The 25,780-nt window shown below is 59.8% G+C and carries 22 protein-coding genes; 12 read left to right on the top strand and 10 right to left on the bottom strand.

The genetic code is table 11. The features are described from left to right. Positions 1–26: 26 nt before the first annotated feature. Positions 27–1,163 (top strand): MFS transporter, encoded by a 1,137-nt coding sequence (locus ACR0JW_RS07460; RefSeq protein ID WP_480713769.1) that lies wholly within the window; start codon positions 27–29, stop codon positions 1,161–1,163. A gap of 6 nt (positions 1,164–1,169) precedes the next feature. On the opposite strand, the gene ACR0JW_RS07455 is transcribed toward ACR0JW_RS07460, so the two are convergent. From ACR0JW_RS07455 to ACR0JW_RS07445, 3 genes are all read right to left on the bottom strand, one after another. After that, positions 1,170–2,150 carry an ABC transporter permease gene (locus ACR0JW_RS07455; RefSeq protein ID WP_170677871.1) on the bottom strand — a complete coding sequence of 327 codons (981 nt, stop codon included), beginning with the start codon at positions 2,148–2,150 and terminating at the stop codon, positions 1,170–1,172. Beyond that, positions 2,143–3,150: an ABC transporter permease gene (locus tag ACR0JW_RS07450; RefSeq protein WP_480713768.1), complete on the bottom strand. Its 1,008-nt coding sequence runs from the start codon at positions 3,148–3,150 to the stop codon at positions 2,143–2,145. The genes ACR0JW_RS07455 and ACR0JW_RS07450 overlap by 8 nt, the downstream gene beginning before the upstream one ends. A 94-nt stretch (positions 3,151–3,244) precedes the next feature. After that, positions 3,245–4,951, bottom strand: coding sequence for a peptide ABC transporter substrate-binding protein (locus tag ACR0JW_RS07445; RefSeq protein WP_170615308.1), 1,707 nt, complete (start codon positions 4,949–4,951; stop codon positions 3,245–3,247). Positions 4,952–5,236: 285 nt separating this feature from the next. On the opposite strand from ACR0JW_RS07445, the gene ACR0JW_RS07440 reads away from it, so the two are divergent. From ACR0JW_RS07440 to ACR0JW_RS07425, 4 genes are read left to right on the top strand one after another with little or no spacing between them, the layout of a single operon-like run. Beyond that, positions 5,237–7,057: an ABC transporter ATP-binding protein gene (locus ACR0JW_RS07440; protein ID WP_170677869.1), complete on the top strand. Its 1,821-nt coding sequence runs from the start codon at positions 5,237–5,239 to the stop codon at positions 7,055–7,057. Positions 7,058–7,062: 5 nt separating this feature from the next. Further along, entirely contained in the window at positions 7,063–8,229 is a 1,167-nt protein-coding gene (gene argE / locus ACR0JW_RS07435) for an acetylornithine deacetylase (protein ID WP_170677867.1), read from the top strand. A gap of 51 nt (positions 8,230–8,280) precedes the next feature. After that, a complete protein-coding gene (locus ACR0JW_RS07430; protein ID WP_170677865.1) occupies positions 8,281–9,447 on the top strand; it encodes a M20 aminoacylase family protein in 1,167 nt (388 codons plus the stop codon). A gap of 18 nt (positions 9,448–9,465) precedes the next feature. Beyond that, a complete protein-coding gene (locus ACR0JW_RS07425) occupies positions 9,466–10,629 on the top strand; it encodes a M20 aminoacylase family protein (RefSeq protein WP_170677864.1) in 1,164 nt (387 codons plus the stop codon). Positions 10,630–10,723: 94 nt separating this feature from the next. Here the strand turns inward: ACR0JW_RS07425 and ACR0JW_RS07420 are convergent, their stop codons facing one another. After that, positions 10,724–12,019: a 3-deoxy-D-manno-octulosonic acid transferase gene (locus tag ACR0JW_RS07420; RefSeq protein WP_170677863.1), complete on the bottom strand. Its 1,296-nt coding sequence runs from the start codon at positions 12,017–12,019 to the stop codon at positions 10,724–10,726. 1 nt (position 12,020) lies between these two features. Beyond that, positions 12,021–13,028: a GTP 3',8-cyclase MoaA gene (gene moaA / locus ACR0JW_RS07415; protein WP_170806566.1), complete on the bottom strand. Its 1,008-nt coding sequence runs from the start codon at positions 13,026–13,028 to the stop codon at positions 12,021–12,023. A gap of 90 nt (positions 13,029–13,118) precedes the next feature. Between moaA and ACR0JW_RS07410 the strand changes: the two genes are divergently transcribed. Further along, a complete protein-coding gene (locus ACR0JW_RS07410; protein ID WP_170677860.1) occupies positions 13,119–13,535 on the top strand; it encodes a hypothetical protein in 417 nt (138 codons plus the stop codon). Here the strand turns inward: ACR0JW_RS07410 and ACR0JW_RS07405 are convergent. The 4 genes from ACR0JW_RS07405 to glmU are packed head-to-tail and all read right to left on the bottom strand — an operon-like array spanning position 13,523 to position 17,942. Beyond that, positions 13,523–14,209, bottom strand: a complete 687-nt coding sequence (locus ACR0JW_RS07405) for a DNA alkylation repair protein (RefSeq protein ID WP_170677858.1) — start codon at positions 14,207–14,209, stop codon at positions 13,523–13,525. The two genes, ACR0JW_RS07410 and ACR0JW_RS07405, sit on opposite strands and share 13 nt — an antisense overlap. After that, on the bottom strand, positions 14,199–14,759 hold the full coding sequence (locus ACR0JW_RS07400) for a pyridoxamine 5'-phosphate oxidase family protein (protein WP_170677856.1): 561 nt from the start codon (positions 14,757–14,759) through the stop codon (positions 14,199–14,201). The genes ACR0JW_RS07405 and ACR0JW_RS07400 overlap by 11 nt, the downstream gene beginning before the upstream one ends. Before the next feature lie 3 nt (positions 14,760–14,762). After that, on the bottom strand, positions 14,763–16,586 hold the full coding sequence (gene glmS / locus ACR0JW_RS07395) for a glutamine--fructose-6-phosphate transaminase (isomerizing) (protein WP_170677854.1): 1,824 nt from the start codon (positions 16,584–16,586) through the stop codon (positions 14,763–14,765). Between the two features lie 3 nt (positions 16,587–16,589). After that, positions 16,590–17,942 carry a bifunctional UDP-N-acetylglucosamine diphosphorylase/glucosamine-1-phosphate N-acetyltransferase GlmU gene (glmU, locus tag ACR0JW_RS07390; RefSeq protein WP_170677852.1) on the bottom strand — a complete coding sequence of 451 codons (1,353 nt, stop codon included), beginning with the start codon at positions 17,940–17,942 and terminating at the stop codon, positions 16,590–16,592. 134 nt (positions 17,943–18,076) lie between these two features. On the opposite strand from glmU, the gene ACR0JW_RS07385 reads away from it, so the two are divergent. From ACR0JW_RS07385 to ACR0JW_RS07375, 3 genes are all read left to right on the top strand, one after another. Beyond that, positions 18,077–18,748 carry an HAD-IA family hydrolase gene (locus ACR0JW_RS07385; RefSeq protein ID WP_170677850.1) on the top strand — a complete coding sequence of 224 codons (672 nt, stop codon included), beginning with the start codon at positions 18,077–18,079 and terminating at the stop codon, positions 18,746–18,748. A 39-nt stretch (positions 18,749–18,787) separates the two neighbouring features. Continuing rightward, on the top strand, positions 18,788–19,987 hold the full coding sequence (locus tag ACR0JW_RS07380) for an aminotransferase class I/II-fold pyridoxal phosphate-dependent enzyme (protein WP_170677848.1): 1,200 nt from the start codon (positions 18,788–18,790) through the stop codon (positions 19,985–19,987). 168 nt (positions 19,988–20,155) lie between these two features. Next, a complete protein-coding gene (locus ACR0JW_RS07375; protein ID WP_170615336.1) occupies positions 20,156–21,319 on the top strand; it encodes an isovaleryl-CoA dehydrogenase in 1,164 nt (387 codons plus the stop codon). 51 nt (positions 21,320–21,370) lie between these two features. Here the strand turns inward: ACR0JW_RS07375 and ACR0JW_RS07370 are convergent, their stop codons facing one another. Continuing rightward, complete coding sequence (locus tag ACR0JW_RS07370; RefSeq protein WP_170677846.1) at positions 21,371–21,973, bottom strand: OmpW family outer membrane protein; 603 nt, start codon at positions 21,971–21,973, stop codon at positions 21,371–21,373. 136 nt (positions 21,974–22,109) lie between these two features. On the opposite strand from ACR0JW_RS07370, the gene ACR0JW_RS07365 reads away from it, so the two are divergent. Genes ACR0JW_RS07365 through ACR0JW_RS07355 form a run of 3 tightly spaced genes read left to right on the top strand, consistent with a single transcriptional unit; the run spans position 22,110 to position 25,710 of the window. Continuing rightward, entirely contained in the window at positions 22,110–23,636 is a 1,527-nt protein-coding gene (locus tag ACR0JW_RS07365) for an AMP-binding protein (protein ID WP_170677844.1), read from the top strand. Next, positions 23,633–24,109, top strand: coding sequence for a hypothetical protein (locus ACR0JW_RS07360; protein WP_170677842.1), 477 nt, complete (start codon positions 23,633–23,635; stop codon positions 24,107–24,109). Before ACR0JW_RS07365 ends, ACR0JW_RS07360 begins: the two co-directional genes overlap by 4 nt. Next, on the top strand, positions 24,106–25,710 hold the full coding sequence (locus ACR0JW_RS07355; protein WP_170677840.1) for a carboxyl transferase domain-containing protein: 1,605 nt from the start codon (positions 24,106–24,108) through the stop codon (positions 25,708–25,710). Before ACR0JW_RS07360 ends, ACR0JW_RS07355 begins: the two co-directional genes overlap by 4 nt. Positions 25,711–25,780: the final 70 nt, after the last annotated feature.

Below are 25,780 nucleotides of genomic sequence, written 5' to 3'. Positions count from 1 at the left end.
GGTTTGTCCGGCAAGAGGGGTTTTTCGTGATCGGAATAGTGGTCGCATGGCGCGCCGTCGCGGCCATGTTCATCCTGAACGGTGCCTTGTTCGGCATCTGGGCATCGCGCATCCCCGCGGTGCGCGACAGGCTGGAGCTGACGCACGAGGCGTTGGGTTATGGCTTGCTGTTCATGGCGGCAGGGGCGGTGTGTTCATTTCCAGTGACGGGGCGTCTGACCGACCGTTTCGGAGCTGTCGTCATAACGCGTGTGATTGCCGTTCTCTACACGCTTTCGCTGATCCTTCTGGCGCTGGCAGGCGGGTTCTGGGCGCTGGCTGTGTTTCTGTTCATTTTTGGGGCATTCCACGGGTCGATGGACGTTGCGATGAACGCCTGGGCAGCCGAGGTAGAGCAGGCTTACGATAAACCCGTCATGTCCTCGTTTCACGCAATGTGGAGCCTTGGGGCCGGGCTGGGGGCGCTCAGCGGTTACGTGGCGGCCCAGATGGGGCTGACCGTGATCACTCATTTCCTGCTGGCGGGTGGGATTGTCGTAGGGTTTGCGCTTGCCCTGTCATGGGTGCGCTGGACGTCAAAACTGTCGGAAAGCGCGGGCGGCGCCGTTTTTGCATGGCCGTCCGGTGCTTTGGTTCTTGTTGGAATTGCGGCCCTGTGTGGTGCGTTGGGCGAGGGAGCGGTCGCGGACTGGAGCGCGGTCTACCTGCGCGATGTCACGGAAGCGACCGAAGGTGTTGCAGCGTTGGGTTATGCGGTGTTTTCGGTTGCCATGGTTGCGCTCAGACTGGCGGGTGGTGTGTTCATAGCCCGGTTCGGGCCGGTCAGTATCGCAAGATTCGGGGGTGTCTGTGCGACTATCGGGGTGTTTTGCGTGGTATCCGCTGCGGCGACCTCGCTGGCTTTGTTCGGCTTTGCTTTGATGGGGATCGGTTATGCCGTCATCATGCCTTTGGCGTTCAGTCGCGCCGCGAATGACCCGCTGGTGCCCCCCGGACAGGCAATTGCCAGTGTTGCAACGCTTGGATATGGCGGGTTGCTGATCGGGCCGCCATTGATCGGGTTTCTGGCCGAATTGTTTGGCCTGAGAATGGCGTTTTCGGTGCTGGTACCGCTGGCGGTACTGATCGTTGTGTTGGCCGGCGCGCTGAAACGCGCCGGCTGACTTGGTTCAACGTCCGCGAATACGCGGGTCCAGAGCGTCGCGCAGACCGTCACCCAGATAGTTGACGCTTAGCACCGTCAGCGAGATCGCAAGACCGGGCCAGAACACGCGTTCGGGGTATTGCTGCAGATAGTCGACACCGTCAAACAGCAACCGGCCCCAGGTCGGGAAGTCCGGCGGAAAGCCCAGGCCCAGGAAGGACAGTGCGCTTTCGGTGATGATCGCGGTGGCGATGCCCAGCGTGGCGGAGACCATGATCGGGGACAGCACATTGGGCAGGATGTGCCGCGTGATGATCTGTCCGTTGCTTGTCCCGATCGAGCGCGCGGCCAGAACGAACTCCCGCTCCTTGATCGCCAGAACATCTCCGCGCACGATCCGTGCGGTCGGCATCCACGACGTGACGCCGATTGCGGCGACGATCAGGATGAAAATCCCGCGCTCCAGCCCGAATGCCGCTGACAGCGGTTCTCGGAACAGCAGCATCATGACTAGAAGCAATGGCAGCAGGGGCAGGGCCAGGAACAGATCGGTCAGGCGCATCAACGGCCCGTCCAGCCGTTTGAAGAACCCGGCCAGAACGCCGATGAAAGATCCCAGGAACAACGCCAGCAACATCGCGGTGATGCCCACGGAGACCGAGGTTTGCCCGCCTGACATCATACGGGCCAGAATGTCACGGCCCAACTGGTCCGTTCCAAACGGGTGCGACCAGCTTGGCCCCTGATTGCGGGACCGGATGTCGATCTGTGTCGGGTCGATGCTCCACAGATAAGGACCAATGTAGACGCCGGCCACGATGAAGATAAACAGGACGGCCCCGATCATCGCGCCCTTGTGGGTCTTGAACTGATCCCAGACATCGCGCCACTGACTGCGGGGCGGGGTGGCCAGTTCCTCCAGCACGTCTGCCGTTGGCAGGGCGGTCGAGGCCGGGGCAAGCCCTTCGTCCGGAACCAGAGAATCCGTGCGATCATGATCAGTCATAGCGAATCCTCGGGTCCAGAATGCCATACAGGACGTCTGCGATCAGGTTGAACAGCACGATCAGGACGGCGAAGATGAAGGTCAGGGTCTGCACCATCGGCAGGTCATTGGCCTGAATGGCCCCGATCAGCAACTGGCCGATGCCGTTCACCTTGAAGACCTGCTCGGTAATGATGGCGCCGCCGAAGATGGCCGGAATGCCCAGAGCAATCACGGTGACAACCGGAATCATCGAGTTGCGCAGCACGTGGACCATCACGACGGTGTATTCGCTAAGGCCCTTGGCGCGGGCGGTGCGGACGTAGTCCTGGTTGAGGTTATCCAGCATCGAGGCGCGCATGAACCGGCTGAGTTGTGCGGTGATCTGAAGCGCCAGAACCATGACAGGCATGATCATCTGCTTCAGCTGCACGACAAAACTGTCCCAGCTGTCGACCACATGTGTTGTGTCATAGATTGACGGGAACCAGCCAAGTTGGACCGAGAAGATCACGATCACCAGCACGCCCGAGAAGAAAGGCGGGACCGAGAAGCCGACCATCGACACGAATGTACCCATCTGATCGAACCAGGAATACTGGCGGTATGCGGAATAGATGCCGATGGGCAGCGCGATAAGGATGGCGACCACATAAGCGGTGCCGACGACCCACAGGGTCTGCGGGATACGCTGAACGACGATGTCCATGACGGGCGAGCGGGTCTGCCACGAAATCACACGCAGATCGCCTTCGGAGAAGGTCGTGCCGAACACCGAGTCGATCAGCACCTGCGGTTCAATCCAGAAGAACTGCACGATCCATTTCCAGAACCGGATATGCATCGGCTGCCCGAGGCCAAGCGCCTCGCGCATCTTCTCTTTGACTTCGGGGGGGACGGTAAGCGGAACCTGCGCCATGGGATCGCCGGGTGCGAGTTCAAGCAGCAGGAAGATGACGAGACTGATGAACAGGAGCGTCGGAACGGCCAGAATCAGTCGTCTGATGGTGAAGTTGAGCATCAAAAGGCGCCTTTATTGTGCGTCTTCTTGTTGGAGTGGTGTGCAAATGACCGCGCCCCGATACAGATCGGGGCGCAGCTTTGCAACTTGATGTTTAGGATCCGGTCTTGCGGTACCAGTCTGCTGCATTCCACAGCTCGCTGTCCCAAACATTCAGGATCACGCCACCCAGGGTGTTTGCGTGCGCCGACAGACGGCCACGGTGCACCAGCGGGATCATACCGCCGTTTTCAACCATGATGTCGTTCAGACGACGGGCGATTTTCGCACGCTCTTCCGCACCGGCGGTTTCGGCCAGCTGACCATGCAGCTTGTCGAATTCTTCGTTGCAGAAGCGGCTGATGTTTTCACCCTGCCACTGCGATTCCGGCTTGGGAGCCTTGTCGCACAAGCCGTTGCCCAGATAGGACTGCGGGTCGGTGCCGTTGAAGGTGTTGGCGTACATTTCAACGTCCGCATAGAACTTCTGGAAGGTGTCGGGCGAACCCGGGTCACCGCCGAAGAAGACCGACGCGTTGATGTTGCGCAGCTCGGTTTCGATACCGATCTGGCTCCACCATTCCTTGATCAGCGCCTGGAAGTCCTGACGGACGGCGTTGGTCGAGGTCTGGTAGACGATCTTCAGCGGAACGCCGTCTTTTTCACGCACGCCGTCGCCATCAGAGTCTACGATACCCGCGTCATCCAGCAGTTTCTTCGCACCTTCGATGTCCTGCGTGTCACAGGAAAAGGTGTCCGAATTCACGGCAGCCGGGGCCGGAACCCAGTTACAGGTGACCTGACCGGCCTGGCCATAGCCGATTTCCACCAGCAGCGGACGGTCGATTGCCAGAGACATCGCCTTGTAAACCGCAGGATCCTGCAGGAACGGGTGCGGATGCGCAGCAGTCGAACGCTCGCCTTCCGGCAGATCGGGCGACGGGTTGGTCTGGTTCAGCATGATGCGCTCGACCAGCGGGCCGAAGCCTGCGACCGGAGTGCCCTTGCCGCCTTCCTGCATCTGCTGGATCACCTCGGGTGCCAGCTGCAGGTTCCAGGCATAGTCAAACTCGCCGGTTTCCATCACCGCGCGGCCCGCCGCAGTTGCGTCACCGCCACCTTTGAAGGTCAGCGTCGCAAAGGCAGGTTTTGCCGGATCACGGTAGTTGTCGTTGGCCTTCATGGTGATCACGTCGTTCGGCTTGAACTCGGTGACGACAAACGGGCCGGTGCCGATCGGGTTAAAGTTCTGCTCGGTGCATTCGGGGGCTTTCGCGCCCAGGCAGTCGGCAAACTGTGCGGCCTGAATGATCGGGCTTTCGCCGCCAACAAACGGACCATAGGGGAACGGGGTCGGTGCATCGAACGTGACTTTTACGGTCAGGTCGTCCACGGCTTCGACCGATGTGACGCCTTCGAATTTGGTCACCTGCGCGCAGCCACCTTCGGGGTGCATGCAGTAGTCAGCGGTGAATTTCACGTCCGCAGAAGTGAACGGACTACCATCCGACCAGGTGATTCCCGGTGCGATTTTCCAGGTGATCGAGGTCAGATCTTCGCTGACACCGCCGTTTTCAACGGTTGGAATTTCCGATGCCAGATAAGGCACCATGTTGCCGTCCTGGTCGTAGCGGGCGAGCGGTTCGATCACCAGCGAGGCCGACTCCACATCCTTGGTGCCACCCGAAAGGAACGGGTTCAGGATCGACGGTGCCTGCCAGTAAATGATGCTGACATTGCCGTCCGATCCGCGCTCGGCAAAGGCCATCGGGGCCATCGCTGTGCTTGCAATCGCACCAAGCAAAAGGGTTTTGATTTTCATCATACACTCCATGTTGGACACATTCGTGTCTCGATTATCTCCGCAAGGCCTGCGGGTTTGGCGTTGCCGTGTGGGAATGTAAGGCGCTGAAAAGAAACATGTATGCAAGCCACGCTTCGCGAATTCCGCCATCTCCCAAAAACGGTTACGCGGCGTATCGAAACAGAGTTTTGGAAAATTGCAAGCCTTGCCTTAAGGAAAACCTGCAATGCGTTTGACTTTTCCCTTCCTGCCGCCTTAGCGTTTGGCATTCAAAAATAACAAGCCGCCAAGGGGAGCGTGCGCGTGCTGGATCAGCCTATTGCCCAGATCAAGAATCTCAGGGTCGAATTTCAGACCAAGGATGGTCCGGTGGTCGGGGTCGAAGATGTCTCGTTTTCGGTCCATCCCGGCGAAACCGTATGTATCGTTGGTGAATCGGGGTCGGGGAAATCGGTCTCGTCTTTGTCGCTGATGCGGCTGGTGGAATTCGGCGGCGGTGAGATCGCGGGTGGGCAACTGCTGTTTGACCGGCGCGACAAGACCGAAATGGACCTGTCTGGGGCCGATCAGAATCTGATGAAACAGATTCGCGGCAACGAGATCGGAATGATCTTTCAGGAGCCGATGACAGCGCTGAACCCCGTTTTTACCGTCGGCCGGCAGTTGACCGAAGGGTTGCGGATCCACAAGAACCTGTCCAAGTCGCAGGCCGAGGACCGCGCGCTGGAACTGCTGCGTCAGGTCCGCATTCCGGAACCCGAACGGCGACTGAAGCAATATCCGCACGAATTGTCTGGCGGCATGCGCCAGCGGGTGGTGATCGCCATGGCCATGGCCTGCGAGCCGCGCCTGCTGATCGCCGATGAACCCACCACAGCACTGGACGTGACCATTCAGGCCGAGATCCTCGCGCTGATGGACCGGCTCAAGCGGGAAACCGGCACGGCGGTGATGTTCATCACCCATGACATGGCGGTTGTGGCGCAGATGGCCGACCGCGTCGTGGTCATGTTCCGCGGCAACAAGGTCGAAGAGGGCACGGTCAAGGAAATCTTCGAGAATCCGCAGCACGATTACACCAAGGCGCTGCTGGCCGCTGTTCCGAAACTGGGCGAAATGCAGGGAAAATCGGCCCCGGAACCGATGAAGCTGCTGGGTGTCGAAGGGCAGAACATTGCGCCAATCCCCGGCACTGAAGAAGTTCTGCTGTCCGTCAAGAACCTGACCACCCGGTTCCCCGTCAAGGGTGGGCTGCTGCGTCGCACGATTTCCAATGTGCACGCGGTCGAAGACGTTTCGTTCACCCTGAACAAGGGCCAGACGCTGAGCCTTGTGGGCGAATCAGGGTGCGGCAAATCTTCGGCGGGTCGGTCGATCCTGCGGCTGGTCGAGCCGATGGCAGGTGAGGTCAATCTGGATGGCCTTGATATCATGAAACTGGATTCTGCGGGTCTGCGCAAAGCGCGGCTGGATATGCAGATGATCTTCCAGGACCCGTTCGCCTCGCTCAATCCGCAGATGCAGCTGATCGATCAGGTGGCCGAACCGATGCGCAACTACGGTGTCGCGTCCGGCTCGGAGTTGCAGGACCGTGTGGCGCAACTGTTCGACAAGGTACAGTTGCCGCGCAGCTTCATGCGTCGTTTCCCGCACGAGATGTCGGGTGGTCAGCGGCAGCGGATCGCGATTGCCCGAGCGCTGGCGCTGAACCCCAAGCTGATCGTCGCGGACGAGGCGGTATCGGCGCTTGACGTATCGGTCCAGGCGCAAGTTCTGAACCTGATGATGGAGCTTCAGTCGGAACTTGGCCTCAGCTATCTGTTCATCAGCCACGACATGGCCGTGGTCGAGCGGGTCAGCCACCATGTAGGCGTCATGTATCTGGGCCGCATTGTCGAACTTGGCCCGCGTGCCCGGGTGTTCGAGAACCCGCAGCACGCCTATACTCAGGCGCTGATGAAGGCTGTTCCGATTGCCGATCCGAACCAGCGGAAATCGGAAAAGGATCTGAATTTCAAGCCGATCCCGTCGCCAATTCATCCAATCGGCTATAAACCCGAACCTTCGGAATACCGCGAGGTCGAGCCGGGTCACTTCGTGCTAACCACGGATAGCGGTTACTGATCCCCATGCCGCACCGCCTGACGCCGCTTGAGATCATGACGCACCTGATCTCGTTCCCGACGGTGAGCCGTGAGACCAACCTGCCTCTGGTTGACTGGGTCGAAGCCTATCTGGCCAGCCACGGCATCACGTCGCATCGCTGGCCCGATCCGAACCAGCCACACAAAGCCGCCCTGCTGGCCCATGTCGGCCCCTGGCAGGAAGGGGCGGTTGTCCTGTCCGGCCATACCGATGTCGTGCCCGTTGACGGGCAGCCATGGGACAGCGACCCTTTCACTGTTGTTGAAAGAGACGGCAAATATTTCGGGCGCGGAACCTGCGACATGAAAGGCTTTGACGCACTGGCCATCTGGGCGTTGGTCGAGGCGCAATACGCGGATCTCAAACGACCTCTGCAACTGGCGCTGAGCTTTGATGAGGAGGTTGGCTGCACCGGAGCCCCGCCGATGATCGAAGCCATGCAAGAGGTTCTGCCCAAAGGATCCGCGGTGATCGTGGGCGAGCCGTCGATGATGCAGGCCGTCACGGGTCACAAGGGCAGCTTCGGGTATGATACACATGTTGTCGGGTTTGAGGTCCACAGCTCGATCATGCATACCGGGGTCAACGCGATCATGTCGGCGGCGCCGTTGATCGATTGGGCCAACGATCGAAATGCCGAGAACATGGCAGCCGAACCGAGTGATGTCGCCGCGATATTCGACCCGCCCTGGACCACCTGCCATGTCGGGATGATCGAAGGGGGAACAGCGCATAATATCACTGCAAAGGACTGCCGGTTCATGATGGACTTCCGAGTGGTGCCCGGTGAACAGGCATCGCACTGGAGAACGGACTATCTGGAGCAAGTGCGGCAGATCGAAGCCCGGATGCAGCAGGTCCACCCGGAAGCGCGCATCGACGTGGCCGAGGATTTTGCAGTCCCCGCGCTGGTGCCCGAACCTGATGGAGAGGCCGAGGCCTTGGTGCGATCCCTGACGGGTGACAATGCCTCGCATGTTGTCAGCTACGGGACTGAAGCGGGGCAGTTTCAGGAAGCGGGCTATTCAGCGGTTATTTGCGGACCCGGCGATATTGCACAGGCCCATCAGCCGAACGAGTTCATAACGATTTCACAGTTCAATGAAGGTCACAGATTTATGGAGCGGCTGGTAAGCAAGCTCGGGGCCTGAGATTTGTGGTCACTTGGTCGATATTGAAACTCTTGTCACAGGAGGATGAAAATGCCCGTCAAAAACAGGCTAGCCGAAATGCATGGCGAGATCACCAAATGGCGCCGCCATCTGCATGCCAACCCAGAATTGATGTATGACGTCCATGAAACGGCCGCCTTTGTAACAGAGCGCCTGAAAGCGTTTGGCGTGGATGAGATTACGCCCGGTATCGGCAAAACCGGCGTTGTTGGCGTGATCCGCGGGCGGACCGACACGAAGGGCCGTGTGGTGGGCCTGCGCGCCGATATGGATGCGCTGCCCATCGAAGAGGCAACCGGGCTCGACTATGCCTCGACCGTGCCGGGCAAGATGCATGCCTGCGGGCATGACGGCCATACCTCGATGCTGCTGGGGGCGGCACAGTATCTGGCTGAGACCCGGAATTTTGATGGCACCGTTGTTCTGATTTTCCAGCCCGCCGAAGAAGGCGGCGCGGGCGGATTGGCGATGTGTCAGGATGGCCTGATGGAACGATGGGGCATTCAGGAAGTATACGGCATGCACAATATGCCGGGTCTTCCGGTGGGAGAGTTCGCCATCCGACCCGGTGCCTTGCTGGCCTCGTCCGACGAATTCGAGATTGTTGTGACGGGCAAGGGCGGGCACGCCGCCGCGCCGCATGATGCGGTGGATACAACACTTGTCGCATCTCATATTGTCGTGGCTTTGCAGTCGGTTGTGTCGCGCACCGTCGATCCGATCAAGCGTGTGGTGCTGACGGTCGGCACCTTCGAGACTGATAGCGTTGCGTCAAACGTGATCGCGCACACGGTGCGGCTGCAGGGCACGGTGCGAACGCTGGATCCCGAGTATCGCGCCATCGCGGAAGAGCGGGTGCGCCGGATCGCCGAGGACACGGCCTCGGCCTTTGGTGCAACGGCAAAAGTGATCTGGACGCCGGGGTACCCGGCGACTGTCAATACCGATGCGGAAACAGGCTATGCGGCCGAAGCTGCGGCGGCTGTTGCCGGCAAGGTGAATGATAGCGTCGATCCGATCATGCCGTCGGAAGATTTCGCCTACATGCTTGAAGAACGGCCGGGCGCCTACATCTTTGTTGGCAATGGGGACACCGCCATGTGCCACCATCCTGAATATAACTTTGATGACGAAGCCATACCCGCGGGCTGCAGTTGGTACGCGGAAGTGGTGGAACGACGAATGCCCGTCGCATGACACACAGGGGAGAATGACATGCCTATCAAGAACCGCCTTGCCGAGATGCAGGAAGAAATCACCGCTTGGCGACGGGATCTTCATGAAAATCCGGAAATACTGTTCGAAACGCATCGCACCAGCGCGGTGGTCGCCGACAAGCTGAAGGAATTCGGCTGTGACGAGATTGTAACCGGCATCGGGCGAACCGGCGTTGTTGGCGTGATCAAGGGCAAGTCGGATACCAAAGGCAAGGTCATCGGACTTCGGGCGGATATGGATGCGCTACCGATCCATGAGGCGACCGGGCTGGACTATGCATCGAAAACTCCGGGTGCCATGCATGCCTGTGGCCATGACGGGCATACGGCGATGTTGTTGGGGGCCGCAAAATATCTGGCTGAAACCCGCAATTTCGATGGAACGGTTGTGGTCATCTTCCAACCTGCCGAAGAAGGCGGCGGCGGCGGGCGCGAGATGTGCGAAGATGGCATGATGGATCGCTGGAATATTCAGGAAGTCTATGGAATGCACAACTGGCCTGGTAAGCCCGTAGGGTCGTTTGCGATCCGTCCGGGTGCGTTCTTTGCAGCTACTGACCAGTTCGACATCACGTTCGAAGGCCTTGGCGGCCACGCGGCCAAACCACATGAAACTGTTGATACGACCGTCCTGGCCGCCAATGCAGTTTTGGCGTTGCAGACCATCGCTTCGCGTAATGCCGATCCGGTCGATCAGATTGTGGTATCCGTAACCTCGTTCGAAACCTCCTCCAAGGCTTTCAACGTGATCCCTCAGACGGTTCAGATCAAGGGAACCGTGCGCACCATGAGCAATGCTATGCGGGATCTGGCTGAGCGCCGGATCAACGAAATCTGCAACGGCGTTGCCGCGACTTACGGTGGGACCGCTGATGTGACCTATATCCGGGGCTATCCGGTTATGGTGAACAGCGACGAGCAGACCGATTTTGCGGCGGACGTGGCGCGTTCAGTCTCAGGCGCTTGCGAGGAGGCACCTCTGGTCATGGGCGGCGAGGATTTTGCCTTTATGCTGGAAGAACGTCCGGGCGCTTATATTCTGGTTGGCAACGGCGACACGGCGATGGTGCATCACCCGCAATACAACTTCAATGATGAGGCCATTCCGGCAGGATGCAGTTGGTGGGCCGAGATTGTCGAGCAAAGGATGCCGGCCGCCTGACGGCAAAGGCGATGGGGGCACTGCCCCCGTCGCGCCTATGGCGCGCCTCCCCCGGGATATTTTTAGCCAGATGAAGCGTGGACCCCACGGGCGATCACGTGAGAGAAAGATGCGTGCAGAGTGTATCTGTGACGTCGTCCAGCGCCGATTTTTGAGTGTTCACGCAGGTTTTCACGGCGCTTTGGGCTTCCGCTAATGCCACTTTGTCGCTCAGCCAAGTGGCGACGGCGGTGGTAAGGTCTTGTGCTGTCCGCACCTCGATTGTGCCGCCACTTTCGATCAGAGGCGCAAATGTTTCGGCAAAGTTGAAATACCCCGGCCCGGTAATGACGGCCGCGCCGGCCTGTGCCGGTTCAAACGGATTGTGACCGCCGATTTCCTTGAGCGAGCCGCCCAAAAATACGATCGGACACAAGGCATACCAGGTTCCAGTTTCGCCGAGGGTATCGGCGACGTAGACCTGCGTGTCTGCCGTGATTGGCATGTCGGCAGAGCGCAGCGACATGGAAAGGCCGGCCTGCTGGATCAATGTACCGACATCTTCGCGCCGTTCAGGATGGCGGGGGATCAGCAGGAGTAGCAGGTCGGGCCAGCTTTCCAGCAATTGCGCGTGGGCCGCCAGCACGATTTCCTCTTCTCCGGCGTGGGTGGAACTGGCGATCCAGACCGGGCGCCCGGCAATCTGGCTGCGGATGCTGGTCAGCGTTTCCTTGTTCACGGGCAGGGGGTCGGACATCGACTTGAGGTTGGTCCCGGGCTTGACCCGATCTGCTGGTGCCCCCATGGCCAGCAGGTTGGCCGCCGCCTTGTCGTTCTGAGTCAAAAACAAGCGAAACTGTTCAAGGATGAACCGTGCTGTTCGCGGACGCTTTTTCCAGCCAGCGACCGATTTATCCGACAGTCGAGCATTGAGCAGGGCAAGCGGCGTTCCCAGGTGCGAGGCCTCGACAATCAGGTGCGGCCAGATTTCGCTTTCGACGAAGATTCCGGCATCGGGCTTCCAATGGGCCAGAAACCGTCTGACGGGGCCGCCTGTGTCCAGCGGCGGGTACTGGTGGCGCGTTCTGGGCGGAAGCCGCTTTTCGATAAGGGCTGCCGAGGTCGGAGTACCGGATGTGATCAGGAAATGCGCATCTGGCAGCCTTTCCGCCAGCCGATTGATCAGGCTGAGTACGGACAGGCTTTCTCCGACGCTGGCGGCGTGAAACCAGACCAGGCGGGCATCTGGACGGGGCTGGCTTGCGTGGCCGAGGCGTTCCTGTTGCCGTGCCTGGGGAACCCCTGCAGCCTGCAGCTTGTTGCGCACGGTACGCCAGACAAGCGGTGCGGCAATTGAGGTCAGGCCGCAATACAAACGATAAAGCAGCGTCTGGCCGTTCCGGCGCGGCATGTCAGCCGCCTGTGTGGCTCATGTGGCGGCTCATCCGGCCATCTACCGCCTGACGGGAATAGTCGAAATCATGCCCCTTGGGTTTGAGGTTGATCGCAGCACGGATCGCGTCTTCGAGCGGTTGTTCCGTATCCGGATGATCCCGCAGCGGATCGCGCAGATCGGCCATGTCTTCCTGGCCCAGGCACATGTACAGCTCGCCCGTGCAGGTCAGCCGCACGCGGTTGCAGCTTTCGCAGAAATTGTGGCTGAGCGGCGTGATGAAGCCGATCTTCTGCCCCGTTTCCTCAAGCCGGACATAGCGCGCGGGGCCGCCGGTCCGCTCGGCCAGATCGGTGACCCGGTAGTGGTTTTCGTATTCAGCCCGTACATCCTTGAGTGACCAGTATTGATCCAGACGATCTTCGTTGCCGATGTCGCCCATCGGCATGACCTCGATCCAGGTCAGGTCCATGTCACGCTCGGCGCACCATTGCGTGATCCGCGGCAGTTCTTCCTCGTTGAAGCCTTTCAGAGCCACAGCATTGATCTTGATCCGCAATCCGGCTTTTTGTGCGGCATCAATGCCGTTCAGCACCTGTTTCAGGCGGCCCCACCGGGTGATGCGCGCGAATTTGTCGTCATCCAGCGTATCCAGCGACACGTTGATCCTGCGCACGCCCGCAGCATACAGATCCTCGGAAAAACGGTTCAGCTGTGATCCGTTGGTTGTCAGCGTCAGCTCTTTCAGCGCGCCGCTGTCCAGATGCCGGGTCATGGCGTTGAAAAAGCTCATGATGTTACGGCGCACCAGTGGTTCCCCGCCGGTTATGCGCAGCTTTTCGACGCCCAGCCGGACAAATGTCGAACACATGCGATCCAGCTCCTCGAGAGTCAGCAGGTCCTTCTTGGGCAGGAACGTCATGTTTTCGGACATGCAATAGACGCAGCGGAAATCGCAGCGATCCGTGACGGAAACACGGAGATAGGTGATGGCGCGCGCAAACGGGTCGATAAGAGGAGCTGTCATGCGACATAGGTAAAGCTGCGGCCTGCCCGCGACAAGGGTGAAGTTTCCTTTGCGCTGGCATAGATGGGCGCAGGTCGATAGGTTGTGGCCATGAGATATGCGGTTTTGGTGTTGTGCGCTTTGCTGGCGGGATGTGACGCGGTTTGGTCAACGACGGACCGGGTCTTTGGCGGTGGCGATGGTGTTGCCGAACCGGATGCTGCGACTGCCGGGGAAGCGATCGAACCGGAACCTGTTGCCGCCACTGCGGCTGGTTGGATCGGCGCCAGAACGACCGTCGCCGCGCTGGGTGATCCCACGACGCCGGGACGCTGGATGGAAACCCCTCTGGTCGAGACCGAGTTCACGGGGCGCGTTTTGGTCCCAAGTACGGGGGCACAGGCCTATATTGCGCTGGTACCGGCGCCGGGACCTGAAAGCGGGGGCAGCCGTCTGTCGCTGGATGCAATGCGGGCACTTTTGTTGCCGCTCGACGCTCTGGTCGAACTTGAAGTTTATTCCAACTGATCTTTCAGGTATTTGCCGGCCTCGCGGCGGGCAAAGGGCTTCATCTGGCTGCCATGCGCGGACAGAAACGCAATGACGCGGGACGGATCGTGTTTGGACAGTTCGCGCAGCCACCAGGCGACGGATTTCTGAATGAACCAGTCACGATCGGGAACGTAACCCGCAGCCCAACCCAGAATACGGTCGCGGCGCTGCAGATCGTCGGGTTTGGGGTGGTTTTGCTTGGTCCAAGACAGGGTGGCGACCAGCGCAGCCCTGCGGGTCCACATGTGATCTGAGGCGGTCCAGAGCTCCACCTGATCCAGCCGTTCGGGGTCTGCTGTAAGGCGCTTTTGCATTGCCATGCAGGCGTGATCGGCCACCGCCCAGGCGTCAAAATCCGGCAACCAGCTGTGCAGCAGTTCCCAGACCGCCTGATCTGGCCGGATACGGGCCTGCGTCAGCAGTTTGGCAGCAGCAAGACGAGCCTCGTGAATGTTGCTCTGCCACAGAGCGTCCGCCACTTCTACTCGAGCAGAAACATCCAGCTCTTGCCGCCACGACTTGGTGAGGTCGTTCAAAACCGGATTGGCGACCCCCAGATAAGGACGCTCGACCTTGTGATAGGCCGCCATCTGGTCTGCGCGCTCGGGGTCGGCATGAGCCTTGATCTGGTTGAGATAGCTATCCGGCATCGCCGCCCTTTTCCAAGGCACGGGTGGGGTGGCCGTCAATCGTGGAGTGGTTCTTGTCGACCCAATAGGCACGGATGTCCTCGTCGGATTTTCCGTCGACCCACTTTTGCATCGTGTCGCGGTCCGATTGGAATTCCATGAACGGAACCGCGTAGCCACAGGACGTCTGCACCATGTCGAGGCTGAGGTCATAGATCTGCCGGGCGCTGCGATGAGTGGGGAACAGGGCGGCCAGTTCGTCCCAGCCATCGTTGCCGACGTGCAGGGTATGTGCAGTGCCATAGGTGCGCAGGATCAGAGGGCGCGTGGTGAAGGAGCACCACATCAGCGTCATGCGATTGGTCTGCAGCAAATGACCGGCGGTTTCGTTGCCACTGCCAGTTAGGTTCAACCAAACGATCCGGTTGGGCCCAAGAACACGTAATGAATCCATGCCCTTGGGCGAGATATTGACGCGACCTTCAGGCCCTGCGGTGCCAACGAAGAACATGTGCTGGTCTTCGATGAACTTGCGTTGGGCGTCGTCCAGTTCCGGGAATTGTTTGGACATGGTTCACTCCACCGTTACGGATTTGGCCAGGTTGCGCGGCTGATCCACATCCGTGCCCTTTGCGACAGCGGTGTGATAGGCCAGCAACTGGGCCGGCACCGAATACAGGATTGGCGCCAGGCTTGTATGGACATGCGGCATGCGGATCGTGTTCCAGACGCCGTCTTCCGCGTCGGTAATGCCGTCATCGTCCGAGATGAGAATGACCTTGCCCTTGCGTGCCATGACCTCCTGCATGTTCGAAACCGTCTTGTCGAAAACGGCGTCGCGCGGGGCCATGACAACCACCGGCATATGCTTGTCGATCAGGGCGATGGGCCCGTGTTTCAATTCACCCGAGGCATAACCTTCCGCATGGATATAGCTGATTTCCTTGAGCTTCAGCGCCCCCTCCATGGCCAGTGGATACATCAGCCCCCGGCCCAGAAACAACACGTCGCGCGCCTCGGACAGGCGCTGGGCGGATTTGCGGATGGCGTGGCTTTGATCCAGCGCCGCGTTCAGGATTGTGGGCAGACCGCGCAGAGCTGCGGCGTGATCGGCCAGTTCTTCGTCGCTAAGCGTGCCCCGGTCGGCGGCAGCCTTGAGCGCAAGCATCAGCAACACGCTCAACTGACACGTGAACGCCTTCGTCGATGCCACGCCGATTTCCACGCCGGCGTGGATCGGCAGGGCGATGTCACTTTCGCGGGCAATCGAGCTTTCGGGGACATTGACGACCGAAACGATCTTGTCCGCCTTGCCCTCGCAATAGCGCAGCGCGGCCAATGTGTCCGCCGTTTCGCCCGACTGACTGACGAACAGGGCCAGTGTGCGATCAGTGATCGGTGGCTCGCGGTAGCGGAACTCGCTGGCGATATCGACTTCGACCGGCATTTTGGCCAGTTGTTCGAACCAGTATTTTGCGGTCAGGCAGGCATAGAAGGCTGTGCCGCAGGCCACCATGGTCAACCGATCCAGTTTCGTGAAATCCAGATCCGCATCGGGCAACACGACCCGGTCGCCACCGGTCGGCAGATAGGACCGGATCGCCTCGGCCACCACGATCGGCTGTTCGGCGATTTCCTTGGCCATATAATGTTTGTGCCCGCCCTTGTCGGTTCGGGTATGGTCCAGTTTGATCCGGCGCGTTTCCCGGTTGGCCAGATCACCCTTGTCATTGCGGATTTCCAGCGACGTGCGGGTCAGGACGGCGCGGTCGCCTTCCTCGAGATATGTGATCCTGTCTGTCAGCGGGGCCAGCGCAATGGCGTCCGAGCCAACGAACATCTCGCCATCGCCATGACCAATCGCCAGCGGAGAGCCTTTGCGGGCGGCAATGATCAGGTCATCCTCTCCATCGAACAGGAATGCCAGGGCAAAGGCACCTTCCAGCCGGTCGATCGTTTTGAAGGCGGCTTGAACCGCGTTCAGACCGGTTTTCATGTAGTGTTCGGTCATCAGGGCGACGGTTTCAGTATCGGTTTCGGTCTGGAAATCGATCCCGTTTTCTGCCAGCTCCGCACGCAATTCTCGGTAGTTTTCGACGATGCCATTGTGGACAACGGCCACCGGGCCCGCCCTGTGCGGGTGGGCGTTGGTGACCGAAGGCGCGCCATGCGTGGCCCAGCGGGTGTGGCCGATACCCGATTTTCCGGGCAAGGGGTCGTGCACCAGCAGATCGCTTAGGTTGACCAGCTTGCCCACGGCCCGCCGACGCCCCAGTGCGCCGTTGTTGACCGTTGCAATCCCCGCACTGTCGTAACCGCGATATTCCAGCCGCTTCAGCGCCTCGACCAGAATGGGGGCGGCTTCGTGCTGTCCCAGTACGCCAACAATACCACACATAATTTAGGCTCCTTTGTCGCGGCGAGCCTTCTTCGCCGTTAGCATTTCAAACAGTTTACGCGCATAACCCGGTTTGTTTTCCTGGCGTGAACGAGCCACGGCCAGTGCGTCGGGATCGACATTCCTGGTGACCACCGTGCCAGTGGCCGTCATTGCGCCGTCGCCTAGTGTGACTGGCGCCACCAACATAGTGTTGGAGCCGATGAAGACATCGTCACCAATTGTCGTGCGGTGCTTCATGACGCCGTCATAGTTGCAGGTGATGGTTCCGGCGCCGATATTGGTTCTGGCCCCGACCGAGGCATCGCCGACATAGCTGAGGTGATTGACCTTGGCACCTTCGCCGATTTCGGCATTCTTGATTTCGACGAAATTACCGATCCGCGCATCTTCGGCCAATTCGGCGCCCGGACGAAGGCGGGCATAGGGGCCGACGATGGCACCGCGGCTGACATGGCACCCTTCAAGATGCGAAAAGGCGCGGATCGTTGCGCCGCTTTCCACGGTAACGCCGGGGCCAAAAACCACATTTGGTTCAATCACGGTATCGCGCCCGATCACTGTGTCAGCAGCCAGGTACACGGTCTGCGGGTCCATCAGCGTGACGCCCAGATCCATCAGTTCTGCACGAGCGCGGGTTTGATAAACGGCATCCGCCGCCGCCAGATCGGCGCGGGAATTGACACCCAGTGTCTGGGCCTCATCACAGGCAACAGCGGTGACCTTCAGTCCGCGATTTCCCGCGATTTCAACAACATCGGTAAGGTAGTACTCGCCGGATGCATTGCCATTCCCGACCGCGTCGATCAGCGAGAACAGGGTCTGAGCATCGCAGGCCAAAAGGCCCGAATTGCAGAAGGTGATCGCGCGTTCCTCCTCGGAGGCGTCCTTGAATTCAACGATCCGTTCCAGCGTGTCGCCCTTCATGACCAGTCGGCCATAACGGGCGGGATCGGCCGCCTCGAACCCCAGAATAACCAGATCGTTCTCGGTCCGCGCGGCTACCATCCGTTCCAGAGTGTCCGGTTGCAGAAAGGGTGTGTCGCCATACAGAACCACGATGTCGCCGGAAAACCCGTCCAACGCGCCGCGTGCCTGCGCGACCGCGTGGGCGGTACCCAGTTGCTCCTCCTGCATGGCGATATGCACGTCTTCATCCTCGGCCCGCGCGGCTTTGGCGACCGCCTCGGACCCGTGCCCGGTGACGATGACAGTGCGTTCGGGGGACAGAATTGCGCCGGCGCGCATGGCGTGAACCAGCATCGGGGCCTGCGCGATGGGATGCAGAACTTTTGGTATCTCCGAATTCATCCTGGTGCCTTTTCCGGCGGCGAGGATGACAAGGGCAGTGGTCATGAAATCGTTTTCTCTTTGTGTTTTGTTGTCGTCCGTTTTATCCGCTGGTTTCAAAGGCGCAAGCGGTTCGCCCATCAAACAAGATTGCCGTTTGCAACATCTCATGGCGGGTTTCTGCCGAGCAAGGAGGCAAAATGCGTACGGTCATCTTCGATCTGGACGGCACTTTGGCGGATACTTCAGGCGATTTGCTGGCGGCGGCAAATCATTGTTTTCGTGAAATGGGGCATGGCGATGTTCTGACGCGGGAACAGGACGCCGGTGTTGCCTTGCGTGGCGGACGCATGATGCTGAGCCACGGGCTGAAACGGGTCGGAGCGTATGACGAGGCAACAGTGCTGGCGTATTATCCAATTCTGCTCGAGGCCTATTCGGAAGCCATTGACATCCACACCAAATTCTACCCCGGCGCGCTTGAGGCAGTCGATACGTTGAAAGCCACAGGGTACGGTGTGGGTATCTGCACCAACAAACCCGAGGCTCTGGCCGATCTGCTTTTGATGCGTCTTGGGGTGCGGGATCGTTTCGCCTCGCTGGTTGGGGCCGATACGCTGGCGGTGCGAAAGCCCGATCCCGAACCCCTGCGCGAGGCCGCGCGCCGTGCTGGCGGGCACACCGACCAGTGCGTTCTAATTGGAGACTCGGATACCGACCACAACACGGCACGCGCCGCCGGGGTGCCGTCGGTCCTGGTGACGTTCGGGCCTTCCGGCGAAGATATGGCCGCGTTGGAACCGGACGCCCTGCTGCATCATTTCAATGATCTGCCCGACGTCGTGAATGACCTGATCGGCGTGACGGCGTAAGCTCTTGACCGGAACCTTTTGCAGGATCAGAACTGGCACATGACCGAAACATTCTCTGGCAGCTTCACGCAGCAGGAACCCATCCCCGAAGACGCAATCGAAGCCGCACTGGCCGTCCTCCGGCACGGTCGGCTGCATCGCTATAACGTGGTGCCCGGGGAACTGAGCGAGACTGCGTTGCTGGAACAGGAATTTGCCGCGCAGACCGGCGCGAAATACTGTCTCGCCGTGTCCTCGGGGGGGTATGCGCTGGCGACCGCCTTACGGGCCGTCGGGGTTCAGCCGGGTGATCCGGTTCTGACGAATGCCTTCACGCTGGCTCCGGTGCCGGGGTCAATCGCCTCGGTCGGTGCCCGCCCGGTGTTTGTCGGGGTGACGGAAAGCCTGACGATCGATCTGGACGATCTGGAAAGCAAGCTGGGTCAGGCACGCGTTCTGATGCTAAGCCATATGCGCGGGCATCTGTGCGACATGGACCGGCTGATGCAGATGTGTGATGCGGCCGGTGTCACGGTGATCGAGGATTGCGCCCACACGATGGGCGCGGCATGGCGGGGGCAATTGTCGGGCCGTCAGGGCGCCATCGGGTGCTATTCCTGTCAGACCTACAAGCATGTCAATTCCGGTGAAGGCGGGCTGCTGATCACCGATAATGAGGAACTGGCCGCCAAGGCCACGATGCTGTCGGGATCCTACATGCTGTATGAGCGGCATCTGGCCGCCCCGGGGCGCGAGGTTTTCGAGCGCATCAAATACACTACGCCTAATGTTTCCGGTCGCATGGATAATCTGCGCGCCGCGATTCTGCGCCCGCAACTGCGGGATCTCGACCGTCAGGTGCAGCGCTGGAACGAACGTTACAGAGAAGTTGAGGCAGGTTTGCGCCAAACGCCCGGGTTGACGATTGTCGAACGCCCGGAGGCCGAGACCTATGTCGGGTCTTCGATCCAGTTTCTGCTGCTGGACTGGCCCCCTGACCGCATCGCAGAGGTCATTGCCCGCTGTGCCGCGCGAGGGGTGGAGTTGAAGTGGTTTGGCGGGGCGGAACCGGCCGGTTTTACCTCGCGCTATGACAGCTGGCGCTATGCGGAAAGCACCCGGATGCCAGCGAGTGACCGTATCCTGGCCGGCATCATGGACATGCGGGTGCCTTTGACGTTTTCGCTTGAAGACTGTCGCGTCATTGCCCGGATTATCCGATCCGAAGTCGGTGCAGTCTATCAGGCGCAATCCGATTGAGTGCGCCTTTGGCGCACGCTTGATTTCTCAAACAAACCGCCGCCTGCCAACAGGCGGCGTTTTTTTTGCGTTTAGGCAGATCGTGAAACCGTAACGTTGACCGGCCGGATGCAAGCTGGTATGTCGTTATTGAACAAGTGTTCATTAAACCGGCAAGGGAGGCCCCGGATGTTCACCGCAACAATGCAATTTGATCTGGGCGAAGATGTGAATGCCCTGCGCGATATGGTGCATCGCTGGGCGCAGGAGCGGGTCAAACCAATGGCCGCCGAAATCGATTCCTCGAACGCGTTTCCGAATGATCTGTGGACGGAAATGGGGGAACTGGGCCTGCTGGGCATTACCGTTCCCGAGGAATACGGCGGAGCCGGAATGTCCTATCTGGCGCACACGGTCGCGGTTGAGGAAATCGCCCGCGCGTCCGCTTCGGTGTCTTTGTCTTACGGCGCCCATTCGAACCTGTGTGTGAACCAGATCAAGCTGAACGGCAACGCCGAGCAGAAACAGAAATACCTGCCACGCCTGATTTCCGGTGAGCATGTCGGCGCGTTGGCGATGTCCGAACCTTCGGCCGGATCCGATGTTGTGTCGATGAAGCTGCGGGCCGAGAAACGGAACGATCATTATCGGCTGAATGGCAACAAATACTGGATCACCAACGGCCCGGATGCCGATACGTTGGTTGTCTATGCCAAGACCGACCCGGATGCAGGGTCCAAGGGCATCACCGCCTTTCTGATCGAAAAGGAGATGACCGGGTTTTCGACCTCACCCCATTTCGACAAGCTGGGGATGCGCGGGTCGAATACGGCCGAACTGATCTTCGAAGATGTCGAAGTGCCCTTCGAGAATGTTCTGGGCGAGGAGGGCAAAGGCGTTGCGGTGCTGATGTCCGGGTTGGATTACGAACGCGTCGTTCTTGCGGGGATTGGAACCGGTATCATGGCGGCCTGTCTGGATGAGGTCATGCCTTATCTGGCCGAGCGCAAGCAGTTTGGCAAACCAATCGGTACCTTTCAGCTGATGCAGGGCAAGATCGCCGATATGTACACCGCGATGAACTCGGCCAGAGCTTATATCTACGAGGTCGCAAAGGCCTGTGACCGGGGCGACGTGACCCGTCAGGACGCGGCGGCTTGCTGCCTCTATGCGTCGGAGCAGGCCATGACGCAGGCTCATCAGGCGGTGCAGGCAATGGGCGGGGCCGGGTTCCTGTCCGACGCCGCGGTCAGCCGCATCTTCCGGGATGCAAAGCTGATGGAAATTGGTGCCGGGACCAGCGAAATCCGTCGGATGCTGATCGGGCGCGAAATGATGAACAAGATGCTCTGAGATAATTCGCCCCGCAGGCCAATGGACCAGCGGGGCGGGATTGCGAACGGATCAGAAGCGATGGACGTAGGACGCACCGACCAGCCATGGATCGATTTCGGCTTTGCCGATCTTGGCGCCGTCCAGCGTAACGTCCGATTCGATGTCGAACCATCGCACGTTCAGCCGCACCGAGCCTTGTTCGGTGACCATGTAGTCCAGGCCGGCCTGCAGCGAGACGCCAAGGGAATTGTCGATGTCGAGATCGCCCAAGGCGGACTTTTCGTCAAAGAAGATTGTGTAGTTCAGACCGGCACCAACATAGGGCTTCCAGGCGCTGTTGGTCGGGAAGTGATAGTTCAGGGACAGGGTTGGCGGCAGTTGCTTGGTGCTGGCGGCATCAATGCCACCCAGCGCGATAGTGTGGCTGAACGGGGTTGCGGCCAGAAGTTCGATACCAAGATTGTCGCGGACGAAGTACTCGGCGGTAAAGATCGGGCGGGTGCTGGACCCGACTTCGGCATCCAGCGTGGCCAGAGTGCCATTGTCGGATTTCGGGTCGAGGTAGCCGACACCGATACCCACGGTCCAGTCCCCTTGCGATTGTGCAAAAGCCGGCGCGGCCAGCGCAACCAGTGCAGTAGACAAGGTCAAAGCGGCGAGTTTCTTGGTCATATTCATGCCTTTGGTTATGTTGATGAGGCTGTGGTGCCGGATCAAAGGCTGGCGGACTCTGATCTGAGTCAAATCCGTGCCGAAATGCCAAATGAGGTAGCGGCGGTAAAGCGCAGTAAAACAATGGAAAAAACCTATGCGTCCCACTGAGGTCATACCGGGTTTGCGCGCCGATCACAGCTGGGATTGTCCGGCGCAATTGAACATGGCCCAGCAGTGCTTGGCGCAGGCCCCGGACAAACTGGCGCTGCTGGATCTGACCGGTGAAGAACCCTCATCCGTGACATACGGGGAACTCAGCGTTCTGGCGGATGGTTTGGCACGGGCGCTGTTGCGCAGGGTGCGGACCGGGGACAGGGTTGGTGTGTTGCTGGGGCAGTCTGTCTGGTGCGCTGCGGCACATCTGGCAATCTGGAAAATCGGTGCCATTTCAGTGCCGCTGTTCAAGCTGTTCCGCCGCGATGCTCTGTCCTCTCGAGTCGGGGGTTCCGGGGCGCGGATTGTGCTGACCGACGCCGAAGGGGCCGCGCTGCTGGGCGATCTGGCCGAACCTTTGCTGGCACACCAGATCGGAGAACCAGGTGATCCGGTGCCTTTTGCCGACACGGGCCCCGACGACCCTGCGGTTCTAATCTATACGTCTGGTACAACAGGGACTCCGAAAGGGGCTTTGCACGGGCATCGGGTGCTGACCGGCCATCTGCCGGGCGTGTCGATCAGCCACAACCATCTGCGGGACGGTGATTGCCTTTGGACACCTGCGGACTGGGCCTGGATTGGCGGACTGTTCGACGTGTTGATGCCGGGGTTGGCATTTGGAATTCCGGTGGTTGCCGCGCGGCTTGAGAAGTTTTCGCCCGAAGGGTGCGCCGACGTGATTTCGCGGGGTGGAGTACGGAACGTCTTCTTCCCGCCGACCGCGCTGCGGATGCTGAAAGCGGCGGATCAGAGCATTCCCGGCCTGCGCTCTGTCGCCTCGGGAGGAGAGCCTTTGGGCGCGGAAATGCTGGCCTGGGGGGAAAAGGCGTTTGGCCTGACCATCAACGAATTCTACGGTCAGACCGAATGCAACATGGTCGTGTCTTCCTGCGCCGAGGACTATCCGGTCCGTCCCGGATGCATCGGCAAACCGGTGCCGGGGCATGAGGTCGCGGTGATTGACGAGTATGGTGTTCCGACGGACGAGGAAGGCGACGTAGCGATCAGGCGGGGGTCGGCCTCGATGATGCTGGAGTACTGGAACCGGCCCCAGGCCACGACCGAGAAGTTTCGCGGCGATTGGCTGATCACTGGCGACCGCGGCGTGTGGGAGGGGGAATACCTGCGTTTTGTCGGCCGCGAAGATGACGTGATCACTTCGGCTGGCTACCGCATTGGCCCCGCCGAGATCGAAGACTGCCTGCTGACCCATCCGGCGGTAGCGACCGTGGGCGTAGTAGGCAAGCCTGACCCGCTGCGGACCGAGATCGTCAAGGCTTATGTCGTGCTGAAACCCGGTGCCGAGGCGTCGGGGGCCGAGTTGCAGGATTGGGTCAAAGACCGTCTGGCGCATTACTCCTATCCACGCGAGGTGGCGTTTTTGGAAGAATTGCCAATGACGGTGACGGGGAAGGTTATTCGGAAGGAATTGAAGGTGCGTGCAGCGGAGGAGAGGGCTCCATGAAGCACCTGTCGATTATCATTCCCTTGTGCTTGGCTGATGTAGGCGAGGCAGTCACTGAAATCGCTCCCATGCCGATAAATGTCTTGGAGTGGTTCGACGGATGTGCCCAGCTAACTCAGTCCTCGAACGGCATGGTCATGGATATCAACTGTGCAGATCTTGCTATTGAATACTGCACTACTGGTCGAGCCGAAGATAAACGATTGCAATGCCTAGCTAATCTTTCCGAGCACATTGTTTCTCTTTCGACAGCAATCAAAAACGATTTGCCTCAAAAAATCGAAGGTTCAAGTTGGGCCACACGAAATTATGAACGTAAGTACTCAGAATTGGTTGAAGATGTTTTTGGTGTTTGCGATGCATCTCCCATTGAAGGAGTCCCCTTAGATATGTGGTGCAATATCTATTTGACCACGGGAGATTGGGTGCAATGGCGTTATCTACAGCGACTTACCTTGGAGGTTAAGCAATGAAACTCACATCCAAAGCCATGCCCACCTCCGAGGGCTTCAAGCAAAACCGCGCTGCTCATCTCGAGGCATTGGCACAAATCTCCGCTGCTGCGGAAGCGGCCCGTATGGGGGGCGGTGAAAAGTCCCGTGCACGGCATGAATCTCGGGGCAAGATGCTACCGCGCCGCCGGGTGGCGAACTTGCTCGATCCGGGCTCTCCGTTCCTTGAAATCGGCGCAACGGCGGCCCATGGCATGTATGGAGATGCTGCGCCGTCTGCCGGGGCCATTGCGGGCATTGGCCGGGTGCAGGGGCGCGAGGTCATGGTGGTGTGTAACGACGCCACCGTGAAGGGCGGCACATACTACCCGATGACGGTCAAGAAACACCTTCGTGCGCAGGAGATCGCCGAGGAAAATCGTCTTCCCTGCATCTATCTGGTCGACAGTGGTGGCGCGAACCTGCCCAATCAGGATGAGGTCTTTCCCGACCGCGATCACTTTGGCCGCATCTTCTACAATCAGGCGCGGATGAGCGCGAAGGGGATTCCTCAGATCGCGGTGGTCATGGGGTCGTGCACGGCGGGTGGCGCCTATGTGCCTGCGATGTCGGACGTGACGATCATCGTGAAGGAGCAGGGGACGATCTTTCTGGCCGGGCCGCCTCTGGTCAAGGCCGCAACAGGCGAGGTGGTCAGTTCCGAGGATCTGGGCGGTGGTGACGTTCATACCCGCCTGTCCGGCGTAGCCGACTATTTGGCCGAGGATGATGCCCATGCGCTGGCGCTGGCGCGCCGGGCCGTCTCATCGCTGAACCTGCGCAAGCTGCAGACCGTGGATTGGGCGAACCCGGAGGATCCCGCTTATGATCCTGAAGAGATTCTGGGGGTGGTCCCCGCCGATCTGCGCACGCCCTATGACATCCGCGAGGTAATCGCGCGGCTGGTGGATGGCTCGCGCTTTGACGAGTTCAAACCGCGGTTCGGGGAAACGCTGGTGACAGGGTTCGCCCATGTCAAAGGCTGCCCCGTCGGGATCATCGCCAATAACGGGGTGCTGTTTTCAGAGGCAGCCCAGAAGGGCGCGCATTTCGTTGAACTCTGTTCACAACGCAAAATCCCTCTGGTTTTCCTGCAAAACATCACCGGCTTCATGGTCGGGCGGAAATACGAGAACGAAGGCATCGCACGGCACGGGGCCAAGATGGTGACGGCAGTGGCGACGACCTCGGTTCCGAAGATTACGATGCTTGTCGGTGGCTCGTTCGGGGCCGGGAACTATGGCATGGCGGGCCGCGCCTACCAGCCACGCTTCCTTTGGACCTGGCCGAACTCGCGCATCTCGGTCATGGGTGGCGAACAGGCGGCGGGTGTTCTGGCCACGGTCAAGCGCGACGGGATCGAACGGCAGGGCGGCACATGGTCGGCTGAAGAAGAAGCGGAATTCAAGCGGCCCACGCTGGACATGTTCGAGGAGCAGTCGCATCCGCTCTATGCCTCGGCGCGGTTGTGGGACGACGGCATCATCGACCCGCGCAAAAGCCGCGATGTGCTGGCCCTCTCGCTGAGCGCTGCGTTGAATGCCCCGATCGAGGAGACGCGCTTCGGCGTGTTCAGGATGTGATGGCAGAGAAGTTTCTGCGAAAATTCTTGGGAAGAAATCCTTCGTCGAGGGATTTTTGTTCAGAGAGGAA

The organism is Ruegeria sp. BG6 (genome assembly GCF_056538465.1).
Note: the sequence above shows the minus strand (reverse complement) of the source record. Positions and strands in the feature narration are given on the sequence as shown.